We start from the raw sequence: 17,143 nt of genomic DNA, 5'->3' as shown, positions 1-17,143 counted from the left end.
TAACATTCCCAGGTCTATTCTGGGAATGTTAAATCTTGTAATTCCTTTGTTAAATCAATTACAAAACCTTTGATAATGGCATATCGAGGTTTTGAACCTTCAATAAGAATAAATTGAGCCTGCTGACCGATTGTGGCGGTTTGTACGGGGCTATTATCCTGATTAGTGAGATGTAATATTCTTCCGCTTACTGATCCGCTAGAAGATTGAGAATCTGTATGTTTTACATATAAATAACCTTCTTTTAGAAGTTCAAATTCTTCATCACGACTCAAGCTATCCCATTCAGCTTTCATTAAAAATTTAACTTTCCCTGGTACAAGATTCATGGTAGAAGCCTCAATTTCTTGATGAGCATAGCTAAGTTCCATATCACCAATCTCCTCCACACGACCATTATAAGTCATGCTGGCAAAATTTGGCCCCTTTATTTGTGCTAGGTTTATCCCAAGATTAGTTCTAAATGCTATTCCCTCTTTTGTGATGCTAACATTACGAATAAGAAGATCATAAAGTGAGCGACTATTTTCTGGAATGGCATCATATTTTGCAAGGCTTTGGCTTTGATAAGAATTAGTTGCTATCGATTCTAAAGCCCTTATTAAAGCGTAAAAATTGAGCTTGCGAATAAATTGTTTCTCAGGATCAGCTCGAAAGCCACCCGATTCAATTAAAATAGTTGAAATACCCATAGCCTGAAAAGTATCGCCGAAACAACGAGGATCAAAAGCATCATCGTATTTAGCAACATTGCCTGGGGATTTACTTTGCAAGACATCATTCATCTCTAGAATCAATTGTGTGGCCCTTTTCCTACTCTCATTCATATCTTTGGGATAGTTATAAGCTGGAGCCAAAAAGGAGATTGTGGCGGTTTTATCGGTGCGACCAGCAGCATAAAGCGTACTCTGATCATGTAAATTAAAGGCTATTTGAGGTTCAATCCGCTTAGCGATATCCATTAAAGTTCTTCCTTCAGGAGTCACTAATAAACGTGCATCACGATTGATATCAATTTCAAGATCATTCCTTCTCTTCCATTCTTGAGCACCATCAGGGTTTAGCATTGGCACAAAATGAAGTTCCAGATTATTTTTAATCAACCTACGTAGAGGATCGAATTCATCATTCCCTGATAAAAAATTAAATAAATCAAACAAAGCCATGGTGGCAGTTGATTCATCTCCATGCATTTGCGACCACAGTAAAACCTTAGTCTTACCCCTACCATAGGATAAATGATTAATACTTCTTCCACGAACAGATTTACCGATTTCCTCATTGATAAAAAGTCCCGAATTAACATGCTTCTGTATCAATTGAACCACATCAGCATGCTTTATAAATCGATTTTGAATTGTTGCCTCGTGAAAAAGATCATAATTATCCCAAATCTGATCCAGCTCAGTTTTTGCTTTTAAAGAATCCTGAGCAAAACCAAATTGAACGATAATAAAAAGAAAGGCCGTGAAGATTATACGTTTGAAATCCATAAATGAATAATTAATTGATAAAAATACAAAATTTACATTTCCTATATTCGTTTAAATTTATTAGCAATTAAAAACGAAAAATGTTCACATTTCTGATATCAATCATGCTATTTACAACACCGATAAGTGGTCAAACATATCACAATAGTGAAGATCTAAAAAAGGAAATACAGAAAGAATTAGCTAAAAACAAGGGCACCTTTGCCATAGCATTTAAAAATCTTACAAGCGGTGAAGAAATTTTAATCAATGAGAAGGAAAGTTTCCATGCAGCGAGTACCATGAAAACACCCATTTTAATTGAAGCATATAAGCAAGCTGCATTGCAAAAGTTCTCTATTGATGATTATTTAACAGTCAAAAATGAATTTAAGAGCATTGCAGATGGGAGTATTTTCTCTTTAGACCCCAAAGATGATAGCGATACTGAACTCTATGAAAAAATAGGTAGCAAGGTCAAAATTTACGATCTTCTTTACCTCATGATTATAAAAAGTAGCAATTTGGCTACAAATATCATCATTGATCTTGTAGGAGCACAAAATGCCAATAATACCATGCGTGAGATTGGAGCAAAGGATATTCAGGTTTTACGTGGGGTTGAAGATGGCAAAGCATTTAGAAAAGGCCTAAATAATACGAGTACAGCTTATGATCAGATGTTGATTTTCGCGAAAATGGCACAAGGAGAAATTGTAAATAAAGCTTCTTCTGATGAAATGATTAAAATTTTGCTCGATCAAGAATTCAACGATAAAATACCTGCCAAATTACCCAAAAATGTGAAAGTAGCTCATAAAACTGGCTGGATAACAGGAGTAAACCACGATGCAGGAATAGTTTTTCTTCCTGATGGACGTAAATATGTATTGGTTTTCCATGCCAAAAATTTGGAAGATGATAAAGCTGCAATTAAAAGCATGGCCAAAATTTCAAAAATGATTTATGACTATGTTATAAATCAAAAAAAGTCAGAAGATTGAAATACATATTGAATTAATTAAGTTATGAATCAATGCGTTCATTTTTAGGTTTATTGCTATTTTTTTTATCGCTAAGCTCATTTTCAACTCCTAAAAAAAAGGAAGTAGAATTAAGAGCTTTTACCATTGAAGGTTTTGCGCAAGGAACAAGTTATCAAATTACATATTATGCTAAAAATCCGATCGTTAGCAGTAAATCTATCCATCAATTATTTAGCGAATTAGATAGTTCACTTTCTATTTATAAACCCTATTCACTAATCAATAAATTTAATCATTCAGAACAGGGTGTATTGATGGATAAGCATCTATCAACGGTGGTAAAACGTTCGATTAAAATCTGGAAACAAAGTGAAGGAGTATTTGATATTAGCATTTTAAATTTAGTAGATCTTTGGGGATTTGGAGCCTTAAAGCATAGTAAACAGCCCAATGATTTAGAAATAGCCCAAGCACTTAATTGTTCTGGTTCTGATAAAATCCGAATTAAAGGCAGAATGCTTGTAAAAACAAAGGCTTGCCTAAAAATTGATGTAAACGGTATTGCTCAAGGTTATAGTGTAGACCAAATAGCGGCACATTTAGAAAAAAGAGGGGTGAGAAATTACCTGATTGAACTTGGCGGAGAAATCAGAGTAAAAGGTTACAAACAACCGAATAAACAAGCCATGCGTATTGGGATAGAGCAAGCCACGCAAAATATTAATGACACAAGCATCATCCAAAAGGTCTTAGAATTAAAGAAAGGTGCTATAACAAGCTCTGGAAATTATAGGAGATTTATAGAGAGTGGATCGAAGAAAATATCCCATTTAATGGATTCAAAAAGCGGTAAGCCACTCCAAAATGAGATTATCAGCGTAACAGTCAGAGCAAAAAATGCCATGAATGCTGATGGATATGATAATGTATTAATTGGAATGGGCATTGAAAAAGCTTTCCAATTCCTTAAGAAGCATAAAAAACTAGATGCTTATTTTATTTATAGAGATGATAATGGAGCGATAAGAGATACTGCTACAATCAATTTCTATAGATAAATGCAATAAAAATCGATAATAATTAAATTATAAATTAATAATGTTTCTATATAAGATAAATTATTGATTTATCGATCGATCTAAATGCACGTAGCCTCCATCAACATGAATCAATTGCCCTGTTGTATGTGAAGATCTTTGTGATAGTAAAAATGCTACAGCATCCGCGATTTCATTCGCTGTGGTCATGCGTTTGCCAAGAGGAATTTTGCTGATTATTTCTTGAAGTTTTTCTTCAGGATTGGGCAGACTATTAATCCAAGTTTCATAGAGGGGCGTATAACATTCGGCGACAATGACAGCATTTACCCGAATTTCATCTTTTAGGAGTTCTACGGCCCATTCGCGGGTTAAGGCAGTTCTAGCACCATTGGAAGCAGCGTAGGCAGAAGTCCCACCCTGCCCTGTTTCAGAAACCTTTGAGCCAATATTTACAATAGATCCTTTAGAGGCTTTCAATGCAGGCAGAGCATGATGAGCCATTAAATAATAATGAATCACATTTTTATGGAGACTATCTACAAATTTCTGATAATTCCCTGATTCGAGTCCGACGCTATCATTTACCCCAGCATTATTGACTAATCCATCAATTTTACCAAAATTTTGGAGTGTAATTTTAACAACCTTTTCGCATTCTTCTGGTTCTGTTAATTCAGCTACAACTTGGAATGCTTTACCGCCAAGCGATTCAATTTCAGATAATAATTTCAGATTATCAGCTTCGTTTCGTCCAACAATTACCGGTATTGCACCCTCTTGGGCTAAAACTTTAACAATTCCAGCTCCAATGCCTTTAGCACCACCTGTTACAATAATTACCTTATCTGTTAGTTTAAGATCCATGAATTAAATCTACAATTATTATCGAATAAGAAATACGATCCATTTAATCGAAATTTCCATTATTACAGTTTGTAAAAAGTTGAGGCATTTTTTGACCATATTAATTCCTGCTCCAAAGGCGTCAATTTAGCGAGATAATCAGCCACTAGATCACAAAGCACCGAATATTCGGCTGCAAGCAAGCAGACTGGCCAATCAGAGCCAAACATGAGTCGCTCGGGACCAAAAAGCTCCAAAACTTTATCCATAAAGGGATAAATATCCTCTTTCTTCCAATTTTTAAGATCAGCTTCCGTTACCATTCCTGAAAGTTTACAATACACATTTTGAAATGAGGCTATTTCTTTCAAATCTTTATCCCAAGGAGAAAAAACAGCATTTTTTATATCAGGTTTTGCCAAGTGATCAATTACAAAGGCTTGATCATCCATTATTTTGAGAAATGCGGGAAGATGTTGCGGATAAACCAAAACATCATAGGTAAATCCATAAGACTTTAAAGCCCTTAAACCACGTATAAATTCGGGTTTGAGCATAAATTCGAGCGGTTCAGCTTGTAAAATATGCCTAAAACCCTTTAATAATGGAAATTGAGAATAATAATCTAAGCGCTCATCAATATTCTCGGCACAAAGATTAATCCAGCCCACAACCCCCTTAATAAAATCATTTTCGGTTGCCAGATTTAGTAAAAACTCCGTTTCCTGTTCCGATTGATCAGCTTGAACGGCAATACATCCATCTATTCCATTTGCATCAAGAATAGGCTTAAGATCCGATGGCAGGAAATCACGTCTAATAACTTCCATCTCATCATTTATCCATTGATCCCTTATCGGGTCAAACTTCCAAAAATGTTGATGAGAATCAAGCTTTTTCATAAGCTATTGCTTCCTGTTTCGAGATACCTAAACCATCGATACCCAATTCCATTACATCGCCAGGCTTTAGGAAGAGAGGCGGATTAAGTCCCAAACCCACTCCCGCCGGAGTACCAGTAGAAACCACATCTCCAGGTAAAAGAGTCATGAATTTGCTCACATAAGAAATGAGGAAAGGAATGTTGAAAATGAGATCGTCGGTATTACTATCTTGCAATATTTTGCCATTAAGCTTTAACCATAATCTCAATTTATGAGGATCTGCAATTTCATCTTTTGTGGCTAAAAAGGGGCCAAGAGGAGCAAAAGTATCGCAGCCTTTACCCTTATCCCAGGTGCCGCCACGTTCCAACTGCCATTCACGCTCCGAAACATCATTGTGAAGCACATACCCTGCCACATAATCCATTGCATCAGCTTCTGAAACATAACTTGCTTTTTTACCAATTACGAATGCAAGCTCCACTTCCCAATCCGATTTTACTGAATCTTTAGGGATAATAATTGGATCAAAGGGGCCAGATAAAGAAGTAGTTGACTTCATGAATAAAATTGGCTCTGCAGGAATCGCCATGTTTGATTCAGCCGCATGCTTAGCATAATTTAGGCCAATGCATAATATTTTTGAGGGACGAGCGATAGGTGATCCTAGGCGTTGATCGTCAGCAATTAGAGGTAGTTTACCTTGATTTGCCTCTAAAAAAGTAGCCAAGCGCTCCAAACCGTTGTTTTGGAAGAAAGCTTCATTATAATCTTCCCCAAAAGCCGAGGTATCATATTTTTTATCGTCGATAAGTACACCTGTTTTTTCTTGACCGTTTTTACCCCACCTAATTAATTTCATTGTATGCTTATTTTTATTTAAAAGAACAATTTTATTGTTTAAATTAATTTATATTCGATTTTAACTATTTAATTTAATGTATCCACCGTCAATAGGATAATCATTTCCGGTGATAAAACTTGCTTCATCCGAGCAAAGATAGAGCGCTAATGCGGCAATATCATCAGGATTAGCCATTCTGCCTATTGGCTGAGATTTCGATAATTTTTCAAACATTTCTGCTTCTTTACCAGGATAATTTTTGGCGATAAAGCCATCCACAAAAGGCGTATGCACTCTTGCAGGAGAAATGCTATTGCAGCGAATATTATCGGCAAGATAATCTTTGGCCACCGAGAGCGTCATGGCATAAATAGCACCTTTACTCATGGAATAGGCAAATCGATCGGCAACGCCCACGATAGCGGCAATGGAGGCTAGATTTAAAATTACGCCACCACCCTGTGCTTTCATTAGAGGAATACCTGCAAATAGGCAGTTGTAGGCACCCTTCACGTTCACATTATAAATTCGGTCAAAATCGGCGGCACTAGTTGTATCCGCTTTTCCAACATGCGCAATGCCAGCATTATTTACTAAAATATCAATGTGTTTGATGCTATTAAATAAGCTAACAACTTTTTCTTGATTCGAAACATCGCAAGCATGAACGGCGGCTTGACCCCCATTTTTTTCAATTTCTTCGCAAACAGTCAGACCGGCATCCTGATTAAGCTCTACAATATGTACAAAAGCACCCTGACTTGCAAACACATTAGCAATTCCTCTACCGATACCACTACCACCACCCGTAATTACTGCTATTTTCCCTTTTAAACTAAACATATTCATTATTTAAATCAATTTTAAAGTGAAACTCCACGTTTCCAGGGAATAAAATCATCTTGTCCCAGTTGAACAGCTTTAGGTTGAATCTCACCATTTGCCACGCTAATTACATAGTTAAGAATTCTATGCGCATTTTCTTGGATAGTTTCTGAACCATCGATAATAGTTCCGCAATTAATATCAATGATATCAGGCATTTTGAGGAAAGTATTGGTATTGGTACTCAGCTTAATTACTGGCGCTATGGGATTACCTGTTGGAGTTCCTAAACCCGTAGTAAACAATACAATATTAGCACCTGAAGCCACCTCTGCTGTGGTACTTTCCACATCAGAACCTGGGGTACAAAGAAGGTTTAGCCCCATTTTTGTTACTTTTTCAGGATAATCGAGCACAGCTGTTACTGGGGACGTACCCCCTTTTTTTGCTGCGCCAGCCGATTTCATGGCATCAGTAATTAATCCATCTCTAATATTTCCGGGTGAAGGATTTGCATAAAAACCAGAGCCATCCGCTTCAGCCTTTGCATTATAAGTACGCATTAAATGCATAAAACGATCAGCAGTTTTCTCATCCACACAACGATCACTTAACTCCTGTTCAACGCCGCATAATTCTGGAAATTCGGATAAAATAACTGATCCACCAAGGCTCACCAAGATATCTGAAAGGTATCCAAGAGCTGGGTTAGCCGATATTCCTGAAAAACCATCTGATCCACCACATTCTAATCCGATACATAATTTAGACAATGGAGCTGGTTCACGTTTCACTTTATTGGCTTCAATTAAACCAGCGAAAGTACGTTTTAAGGCCTCCTGCATCAAAATTTGTTCAGTTCCTAAATCCTGTTGTTCTAAAATTGCTAGAGGTTTAGCAAAAGAAGGATCACGTTTTTGAATCTCATTTTGGAGAATACTTATTTGGGAATGCTGACAACCAAGGCTTAAAACAGTGGCACCAGCAACATTTGGATGAGTGATATAGCCAGCAATGAGTCCGCAGAGTGCATCCGAATCCATTCGTGTTCCGCCGCATCCCATATCATGAGTAATGAATTTAATACCATCAATATTTGGGAATAACTTACTTTGATTTAAACCTTCGGGGGTAGATTGGAGATCAGCATGAAGGATTTCTTGGGTAGATTTTCCTGTTTTATACAGAGAAATTAAACTTTCAACCTCATTTTCATAACTTTTTGCCTTTTTATAGCCCAATTTCTCATCCAAAGCCTCTTTTAGTACGGTTACATTACGATTTTCGCAAAAAACAAGCGGAATAACCAACCAATAGTTTGAAGTCCCAACAGAACCATCAGCACGATGGAAACCATTAAATGTTTTTCCAGCAAATTCCGAAACATCTGGCTTTTGCCAATCTAATTTTCGATCAGAAAGCACAAAATCGTTTGCATCATGGTGTACATTATCAACTCGTAAAGATTCGCCTTGAGCAATAGCTTTGCTCGCCCTACCTACAAGAACACCATACATAAAGATCTTATCTTCAACATTTAAAGCTTGCAGACTAAACTTATGTTTTGACGATACATCTGTACTTAAATGAAAGCTTTTACCTTCAAAAACAATCTCTTCCCCCTTGCTCAGATTTTGAAGGGCTACCAGAACATTATCATCCGGATGGATTTGCAAAAATCGATACCCCTTAGCTTCTTCCTTAGTATTCATGTTCAATTATAATTCAAATATTTTATCCATCAAGACCCACTTTTCACCAGGTTTTGCACCTGGGACTCCCTGTTGATATTTCCACATGAGTGTTTCCCATTCTTGAACTTTTTCGTTTCCAGCATCGGCTGTTCCTTTTTTGTCAAAGCTGAAAGTCTCATTAACCTCCATAATCATGAAAAGTCTATTTGAAAATCTATAAATCTGCATATTTTCGATCCCAGACGTACGGATACTTTCAATAATTTCTGGCCATACATTTTTATGCCAAGTTTCATACTCTGCAATTAAGGCAGGATCATCTTTTAAGTCGAGGGTTAAGCAAAATCTATCCATTTGACAATTCCTTTTTTTCGATTTTATGCCCTTTAAGAGCAAAAGCAAGAATAACTACAAAACAGATTAAGGTAACAATATAGCCAAATTGAAGCGTACCACTTAGGTCAGAAATATATCCAAAAGCGAGAGGTAAAAATGCACCACCTACAATAGCCATCACAATTAAGCTACTTCCATACTCCGTATCTTTGCCTAGTCCTTTGATACCCAAAGAAAATATAGTTGGGAACATAATTGACATAAAAAATGCGATTCCAATTACAGAATAAACTGCAATTATACCTTGCAGGAAAATTGCAGGAATACACAATAAAATACAAATGATTGAATAGATTGCTAGGAGGCGTTCTGATTTGATAAAACGCATAAAAAATACACCAATAAATCTGCCGAGCATAAATGCTAATCCGCAGCCCCAGCCTAAATAATCTGCAGCCACCACCCTATCAATTTGGGCAACCTCTACAGCATATAAAATAAAGAAACTGAATACACAAACCTGGGCACCAACATAAAAAAATTGAGCGATAACTGCCCAAGATAAATGTTTATGACGCAAGGCTTGAAACACATTTTTACTTTCAGTTTGATTATCATTTTGCTCAATTTCTGGGAGACGAAGAAAATAGAAAATGACTGCAATTAGTAGGATGATGCTCCCCAAAACAAAATAAGGCCCTTTCACGCTGGAGGCTTCAGCAGCAAGTGCGATTTGCCTTGCACTTTCGCTCATGGCATTTAATTCTTCATCTGAGGAACCTTTCGTTAAAATAATGCGAGCGCCAATTATGGGCGCCAATGTTGCTGCTAGTCCGTTAAATGATTGAGCAAAATTCAAACGACTTGTTGCCGTTTCCGGATCACCAAGCAAGGAAACATAGGGATTGGCAACGGTCTCCAGAATGGTTAATCCGCATGCAATTATAAATAATGCCCCTAAAAAGAAAACATATTCTCCTGTATCTGCTGCAGGAATAAATAAAAATGAGCCGATGGCGAACAGCAATAAACCAAAAATGATTCCTTTTTTATAGCCATATTTCTTAACTGCCAAGCCGGCAGGGATAGCCATCAAAAAATAAGCTATAAATACTGAGGAGTCGACTAAAGATGATTGTAGATTAGTTAAACTAAATGATTTTTTAAGATGAGGAATTAGAATCGGGTCGAGGTTATGAACAAATCCCCACATAAAAAACAGGGAAGTAACCATGATAAAGGGGAAGAAATACTTGTTTTTAGCCATACGATTCTAAATTTCAATTGATAATAAAATTACCTTTTTACATTTTCAAATGATGTAAATCAAATGAAATAATCATGTATTTAAAGGATTATAATACAATTATACTAATTCAGAATGTTTTATTAACAAGAGAATTCAATGATTTTTATTTTTCTAAATATTTCTAAAATCAACACAATAGTTCTTTAAAAGAAAATACAGTTTTGTTTAGCTACTATCAACCAAATTTAACCGAAGTCATAGTTAATGAGCCACCCACCGCCATATCATTAAAAAAGGAGACTTCTTCATTTTTGTCTTGTAGCCCTAAGTTATAAATCAAGGGCAGATAATGCTCTAGAGTGGGAATAGCTAAATTAATATCGGAACTAATACTTTGGTAATTGATGAGTGCTTGATGATCACCGTTAGCGATAAGATTTTTGAATTTCGTATTCAATTCATGAGCCCAATCAAATCCGAAACCTGGAACGCTTAGTTTATCCCAAGCTACCATTCCTAAATTATGCACCATATTTCCACTTCCTATAATTAAAACACCCTTTTTGCGAAGAGATAAAAGTTCTTTGGCTAATTCATAGTGATATTGCGGTGCTTTATTATAATCAATACTTAATTGAAGCACGGGGATATTTGCTTTGGGATACATATTTCTAACCACTGTCCAAGCGCCATGATCAAGTCCCCAATCATGATCAAGTTCTGCATGCACTGAATGTAGAAGTTTGACTGTTTCATTTGCGATGATTATACTGCCTGGTGCTGGATATTGAACATCAAATAGTTCTTGTGGAAATCCACCAAAATCGTGAATAGTCTTAGGAAAATCCATTGCAGTTACTTTGGTCCCATTACTTATCCAATGTGCAGAAATAACAAGTACAGCAGCAGGTTCAGGAATTTCTTGAGCAATTTTAGTCCAGCGACGAGAAAACTCATTGTCTTGAATTCCATTCATTGGGGATCCATGACCAATAAATAATGCGGGCATTACAAAGCCTTTATCCGTTAAACTTTGAGTAAAATTCTTGAAAGTACCTAAACCAGACATGATATTTTCTTTTGATGATTTACAAAATTAACCCTCAAAAAGATGATTATTCATGATATAGGATAAAAAATAACGTTGAGTTAGATCAAGAAAAACAATCTAATAGATATAAGATACGAAAAAATAAGCAAATCCCGAAATAAATATGGCAAAAAAGCCCCAGAGAGTAGTTTTTCTCAATTCAATACTTCCCAAAACAACAACGATGAATAATTTTACAAGTGTATTTGATAGCGCCGCAATGAGTATGGTTTGGATGGCTAGTTTTGTGCTGCCCCCAGCTTTTTCAATTTTGGCCATTGACAGGGTAATGGCATCCACGTCAGTAATCCCAGAAATGGCACCAGCAAGATAAAAGCCATTATCTCCAAATTGGATGCTTGTATATTTCACAAGCCATTGTACAGCAGCAAACAATAAGGCAAACTTTAGGGCAGTTAGGAAGTCTAATGGATTTTTTAAAGCAATTTCATTGCTGCTATGATTCCCATTTTCCACTTTATAGATGAGTACTGCTGTCCCAAAACCTGCACAAGTAATTATTATAATAGGTATATGCAGCTGACTAGCCAAATTGGCGTTAACGATATAAACTTCAAAAAGTATCCTTGGGAACATAATTGTGCAAGCAACTATAATTCCTACGGCATAAAAAAAGGATGATGATTTTGATTCCTTGCTCTTTCTAGAAAATGCAAGTGCTACAGAGGTGCTAGAAACGAAGCCTCCAATTAAGCCAGCTAAGACTGTACCTTTTTGCCCCATGAATTTAGCAATCATATATCCCACCAAACTAGTTCCAGATACAAGCAAGACCATTTGCCAAATTTCTTTTAGATTCCAAAGTTTGTAGGGTCCAAAATTATCATTGGGAAGGAAAGGAATTACGAGTGCCGACATGACCACAAATAGAATAATTGCAAGTAATTCTTGGCGTTTTAGCTTCTCAACAAAAAGGTGTAAAGATGGCTTAAAGGCCAATAAAAGCAACATCACGACCATGATGATGAGCGCAAAAAGAATCATCTTATAAAACACTAATGCACCCAAAGTAAAGGTAATTAATAGCGCAAATTCGGAAGTTCCTCCTCTATTACCTGGCACTTTAGACATTTGAACATAGGATACCACTACGAAAGCAAAAACACATGCTAAGGTTAATCCGAATACCCAATCCCCTACCAAAGTTGATAAAAGCGCAGAAATAAAACCAAACATAGACACCATGGTGAAGGTTCGGATACCTGCAAACTGCTCCTGATGCTCTATTGCCTCTTTTGAAAACTGGCGTTCCATCCCAATCAGGAAGCCAATGCCAATGCTACTAGCCAGGCCGACTAGATGATCTAAATTTAAATCAGAAAATTGAGAGGTACCAATCTCCATATGCTCATTTTATAATTGTTAAAGATAAAAATTAGAAAATGGTAAAATTAGTTTTCAGTGAATTTAAATAGCCTAGATGATCCAATATTTTGATTTGGGCTACAAACATTTTTATTAGCTAATTAAACAAAGTATCCTAAAAAATTAGTAAATTGGTAAAAACACTATGTTTCGCCACAAAGGTAAAGGAAGAACATTTATTCACAATCGCCGTTTAGCAGCCATACTTTCATTTACAGCTGGCATTGTCAATATTATAGGTGTTTTATCTATCCAAACACTTACAACAAATGTCACAGGTCATTTCGCTTTCTTTGCAGAAGAGATTGTGAACAATCGATATTTAAATGCCCTTAATTTTTTACTATACATTTTGGCATTTTTATTTGGTGCATTTATTTCTAGTATACTGATTGAACTCAGTTTAAAAAAGAACCCATTAATTGCGCATACTATCCCAATGGGGCTCGAAATCATTATCCTTAGCTTGGTAGGTATCGGATCAACTTATTGGTTAAATGAAGGTTTAGCTCCTCAAACAATAGCTTTTATGTTACTTTTTGCCATGGGTTTACAAAATGCACTGGTTACTAATGTGTCAAATTCTTTGGTAAGAACAACTCATTTAACTGGTTTATTCACTGATCTGGGAATTGAATTATCTCAATTGTTTTTTTATAGAAAGGAAAATGAACTTCAAAAACTATTTAGAAGTATTAAGTTGAGAATGATAATCATCATATTTTTCTTTATGGGATGTATAATTGGTGGATTTTCCTATAAAATATTGGGTATGCTTGCCATTCTTATTGCCTCGCTATGCTTAATTATTGCATTAATTTTCGATACTATTCTTTATCGATTTTATTATTTAAAAAGAAAGCTTCGTCATTATTGAGATGGATTAAAATTGATCCATTTCACACTATTTCTTGAACACAAGCAATGGTACAGAAGCACTTAATGAAAAGTCAGCGGTACTACTTGAAAGAAATAATTTCTCAAAAAAACCAAGATCTTGATCTGTGAACATGACTAAAATAGATGGTTTAGTCTTTTTTATTACTTGCTCCAAATTAGAAACTAGATTATAAATAAGATCAATATTTTCTAATCGGTAGGTGATGTTTGTTTTTGGATAATCTTTAATCACATCCTCAATGGTTTTCATATTATCAGATGTATCTGAAGGATAATTTAGATGAAGAAGTTCGATTGTTGCTCCAAGAGGTTTTGCAAAAGCTACAACTTTATCCATTTCATGCTTTAAATTGGCTAAATCGGAGGCGTAGAGCACCGAATTAATCTTCATGCTTTTATAATTATGTGGAATTGCCATAACTGGCACTGTTGAACGCTGAATTAAATTTGTGGTATTGGTTCCGAATATTTTTTTCAGCTTCCCTTCTCCTCTTCTACTGATACAAATTAAGTCAAATTGATGATCTGTAGCATATTTAATGATATTACTATCAGTAACAAAGGAACTACTAATTACATAATGTACTTTTTCAGGTTTGGTATCTAAGGCTTTATAAATAGCAGCAACAAACTTTTCCAATTTGTTTTTAATCTTTACCGTTTCACTCTTTTCATAGCTAGTAAATCTCTTTGCATCCCAAATACTGGGCTTCATAATATGGTAGGAGTGAAAAAAAGTAATTTCACATGCTTGCTGGGATGCTAGTTGAATGGCAAAGCGAATACCTGCCTTTGAGTTTACGGAGAAATCGGTTGTGGCGAGAATTTTAAGCATATTTATTGGGTTAAAGAGTGAAATTGTACGTTAACTATCCAGATTCGAATACCTATTATGTTCGAATTATTGTCATGGACAGCAATTTACACTTTTCAAAAATCAAAAAATATGACGCTCGTCAATATTCATAAATATGACTAATAAACCAATCAAAATGCTTAATTTAAGAGAAGTTTATATGGTGAAATTTTATACAATGACAAAAAATCCATTCCCCTTTCATGGCTTAAGTAATGCCGATGTTGAGTTACGAAAAAAAGATGTTTCAATTTCAGGGAAAGAGCAGAGCGAATTCATTATCATCCTGAAGGAAATGGTTCTTGAACCCATTTTTATACTTTTAATTGCTTCGGCACTTGTTTATTTTTTATTGGGTGAATTTTCGGAAGCAATATTCCTGTTATCGGCAGTGCTTTTAGTCTCAACCATTTCTTTTTTTCAAAGCTTTAGAACACGAAAAGCACTTTCATTACTGCAAGTATTAACTGCTTCAAAAACTAAAGTTATTCGAGATAATAAAATCATTGAAATTGCCTCTGAAGAAATTGTTTTAGGTGATTTTTTAATTTCAGAAGAAGGTTCAGTTATAGCAGCCGACGGAGAGATAGTACATAGCAATGACTTTGCCGTAAATGAATCTGTATTAACTGGTGAATCATTTTCGCAGAGCAAAAGTAGTGCTAAGGATCAAAATAATGTATTTCAAGGCACTTTAGCTGTTTCAGGATTAGCCGTTTATAGAGTAACTGCAACCGGAGACCAAAGTAGAGCGGCGCAATTAGCCAAATTAGCCAAGGAAATTAAAACAGAAAAACCCCCTTTATACAAACAAATATTAAGTTTCGTAAAATCCATGACCATTGTGGGGCTAATTTGCTTTTTATTGGTCTTAATATTTTACTATTTCCAAACACATAAATTCTTGGATAGTCTCCTAATGGCTTTAACATTGGCCATGTCTATCCTTCCAGAAGAGATTCCCGTTGCGTTCACAACATTTATGGCATTGGGGGCATGGAAACTCTCAAAAACAGGCATTCTTGTCAAAGGACTTAATACGGTTGAAACTCTTGGTGCGGCAACAGTTATTTGTATTGATAAAACAGGGACCATTACCGAGAACAAAATGGAGTTAGCAGCCATTTACCTTCACAAAAACAAGGAATTATTTGATAAAGAGCAAATTAAGGAGCAAAAAAACCTAAATGAAGTGGCTGAATATGGTATGTGGGCGAGTGAGCCAATTCCTTTCGATCCAATGGAGATTGCACTTCACGACCACTATAAAAAACTAATTCCGAAGGATAAACGTAAGGATTTTAAGATGATACACGAATATCCTCTTGACGGTCAGCCACCAATGATGACCCACATTTTTGAAAATGGAAAAGGAGAACGCCATATTGCTGCAAAAGGCGCACCCGAGGCAATAATGAATGTTTCAGAGCTCACCAATGCTGAAAAAACTGAAATTAATTTAAAAATTCAAAGTCTTGCATCACAGGGGTATCGGGTATTAGGCGTCGGGAAAACTGATTTAAAGGGTAATGAATTTCCTAAAAAGCAGCAGGATTTCTCCTTCACTTTTTTAGGATTACTTGCATTTTACGATCCTCCAAAAGAAAATATAAACAAGGTTTTTAAGCAATTTTATCAAGCGGGAATTGGGGTAAAAATCATTACTGGCGATAATGCAATTACAACTTCAGCTATTGCAAAACAATGCGGATTTAAAGGCGCTGAAAAAACCTTAGAAGGAAAGGACTTGATACAAATGAGTGATGAAAAACTCTTAAGCATAGTAGATGATGTGAATATTTATACAAGGATGTTTCCGGAGGCAAAACTTAGAATAATCAATATTTTAAAGCAAAAAAGCCACGTGGTGGCCATGACTGGCGATGGGGTGAATGATAGTTTGGCATTAAAATCTTCGCACATCGGCATAGCAATGGGTAAAAAAGGCTCTGAAGTTGCGCGTCAAGCCGCATCACTCATCCTCATAGATGATAATTTAGTCCACATGGTAGAAGCCATTGCTCTCGGCAGAAGAATCTATGAAAATCTTAAAAAAGCTATACAGTACATTATTTCTATCCACATTCCTATAATTTTAATTGTTACTGTGCCCCTACTCCTTTTCTGGAAATACACTAATTTTTTCTCACCGGTTCATGTGATATTTTTAGAATTAATTATGGGTCCCACTTGCTCAATAATCTTCGAAAATGAGCCTATAGAAGCAAATTCAATGAAAAAAGCACCGCGAAAACTTAGCGCGACTTTTTTCTCATTTAATGAGTTATCAATAAGTATTATTCAGGGACTTATCATTACAGCTTCATGTTTGGGGATGGGTTATTATTACATGGAAAATGGTTATGAAATTGCAGAGGTACGTACTATCATTTATAGCACGCTCATTTTCAGCAATATTTTCTTAACCCTTGCCAATAGGTCATTTTATTACTCCATATTTACCACAATCAGATATAAAAATGCATTAATTCCCTTAGTGCTCAGCATTTCTATCCTCATTTTACTACTATCGATTTATTTTAAGCCGATTCAAAATATTTTTGAATTTGTTCCACTATCATTTACAGAATTAGTTTATTGCTTTGTTGCAGCCTTTATCGGTGTGATGTGGATTGAAATTTTCAAAATTATGCGGAGAAAACAGAGATAAAACAGCTAATTATCATAAAGAATGTGATTGATATCACTTTCTTTAATAATGCAAATCATTGTAATAC

General features: G+C 35.6%; 15 protein-coding genes. 4 read left to right on the top strand and 11 right to left on the bottom strand.

All coding sequences use genetic code 11. The features are described from left to right. Positions 1–14: 14 nt before the first annotated feature. Complete coding sequence (locus tag QZ136_RS05535) at positions 15–1,493, bottom strand: M14 family zinc carboxypeptidase (RefSeq protein ID WP_291401248.1); 1,479 nt, start codon at positions 1,491–1,493, stop codon at positions 15–17. A gap of 80 nt (positions 1,494–1,573) precedes the next feature. Between QZ136_RS05535 and QZ136_RS05530 the strand changes: the two genes are divergently transcribed. Next, entirely contained in the window at positions 1,574–2,476 is a 903-nt protein-coding gene (locus tag QZ136_RS05530; protein WP_291401246.1) for a serine hydrolase, read from the top strand. A gap of 32 nt (positions 2,477–2,508) precedes the next feature. Continuing rightward, the gene (locus QZ136_RS05525; RefSeq protein WP_291401244.1) at positions 2,509–3,516 is read left to right on the top strand and encodes an FAD:protein FMN transferase; all 1,008 of its coding nucleotides are present in this window, start codon (positions 2,509–2,511) and stop codon (positions 3,514–3,516) included. A gap of 60 nt (positions 3,517–3,576) precedes the next feature. On the opposite strand, the gene QZ136_RS05520 is transcribed toward QZ136_RS05525, so the two are convergent. The 9 genes from QZ136_RS05520 to QZ136_RS05480 form a co-directional block, all read right to left on the bottom strand. After that, positions 3,577–4,362 (bottom strand): SDR family oxidoreductase, encoded by a 786-nt coding sequence (locus tag QZ136_RS05520; protein ID WP_291401242.1) that lies wholly within the window; start codon positions 4,360–4,362, stop codon positions 3,577–3,579. Between the two features lie 62 nt (positions 4,363–4,424). Continuing rightward, positions 4,425–5,243, bottom strand: coding sequence for an amidohydrolase family protein (locus QZ136_RS05515; RefSeq protein WP_291401240.1), 819 nt, complete (start codon positions 5,241–5,243; stop codon positions 4,425–4,427). Next, positions 5,230–6,087, bottom strand: coding sequence for a fumarylacetoacetate hydrolase family protein (locus QZ136_RS05510; protein ID WP_291401238.1), 858 nt, complete (start codon positions 6,085–6,087; stop codon positions 5,230–5,232). The genes QZ136_RS05515 and QZ136_RS05510 overlap by 14 nt, the downstream gene beginning before the upstream one ends. A 60-nt stretch (positions 6,088–6,147) precedes the next feature. Further along, positions 6,148–6,912: an SDR family oxidoreductase gene (locus QZ136_RS05505; protein ID WP_291401346.1), complete on the bottom strand. Its 765-nt coding sequence runs from the start codon at positions 6,910–6,912 to the stop codon at positions 6,148–6,150. Between the two features lie 20 nt (positions 6,913–6,932). Then, entirely contained in the window at positions 6,933–8,606 is a 1,674-nt protein-coding gene (locus tag QZ136_RS05500) for an altronate dehydratase family protein (protein WP_291401236.1), read from the bottom strand. A gap of 6 nt (positions 8,607–8,612) precedes the next feature. Next, complete coding sequence (locus QZ136_RS05495; RefSeq protein ID WP_291401234.1) at positions 8,613–8,942, bottom strand: L-rhamnose mutarotase; 330 nt, start codon at positions 8,940–8,942, stop codon at positions 8,613–8,615. Next, entirely contained in the window at positions 8,935–10,191 is a 1,257-nt protein-coding gene (fucP, locus tag QZ136_RS05490; RefSeq protein WP_291401232.1) for an L-fucose:H+ symporter permease, read from the bottom strand. Before fucP ends, QZ136_RS05495 begins: the two co-directional genes overlap by 8 nt. A gap of 217 nt (positions 10,192–10,408) precedes the next feature. Further along, on the bottom strand, positions 10,409–11,242 hold the full coding sequence (ygiD, locus tag QZ136_RS05485) for a 4,5-DOPA dioxygenase extradiol (RefSeq protein WP_291401230.1): 834 nt from the start codon (positions 11,240–11,242) through the stop codon (positions 10,409–10,411). A gap of 99 nt (positions 11,243–11,341) precedes the next feature. Continuing rightward, positions 11,342–12,628: an MgtC/SapB family protein gene (locus QZ136_RS05480; RefSeq protein WP_291401228.1), complete on the bottom strand. Its 1,287-nt coding sequence runs from the start codon at positions 12,626–12,628 to the stop codon at positions 11,342–11,344. A 166-nt stretch (positions 12,629–12,794) separates the two neighbouring features. On the opposite strand from QZ136_RS05480, the gene QZ136_RS05475 reads away from it, so the two are divergent. Continuing rightward, complete coding sequence (locus QZ136_RS05475) at positions 12,795–13,526, top strand: YoaK family protein (RefSeq protein ID WP_291401226.1); 732 nt, start codon at positions 12,795–12,797, stop codon at positions 13,524–13,526. A gap of 27 nt (positions 13,527–13,553) precedes the next feature. Here the strand turns inward: QZ136_RS05475 and QZ136_RS05470 are convergent, their stop codons facing one another. Beyond that, the gene (locus QZ136_RS05470) at positions 13,554–14,384 is read right to left on the bottom strand and encodes a universal stress protein (RefSeq protein ID WP_291401224.1); all 831 of its coding nucleotides are present in this window, start codon (positions 14,382–14,384) and stop codon (positions 13,554–13,556) included. A 199-nt stretch (positions 14,385–14,583) separates the two neighbouring features. Between QZ136_RS05470 and QZ136_RS05465 the strand changes: the two genes are divergently transcribed. Next, on the top strand, positions 14,584–17,076 hold the full coding sequence (locus QZ136_RS05465; protein ID WP_291401222.1) for a cation-translocating P-type ATPase: 2,493 nt from the start codon (positions 14,584–14,586) through the stop codon (positions 17,074–17,076). The last annotated feature ends 67 nt before the right edge of the window (positions 17,077–17,143 follow it).

This window comes from Daejeonella sp. (genome assembly GCF_017495225.1).
Classification (GTDB): Bacteria; Bacteroidota; Bacteroidia; order Sphingobacteriales; family Sphingobacteriaceae; genus Daejeonella.
The sequence above is the reverse complement of the archived record's forward strand: the minus strand, read 5'-3'. Positions and strand labels throughout refer to the sequence as shown.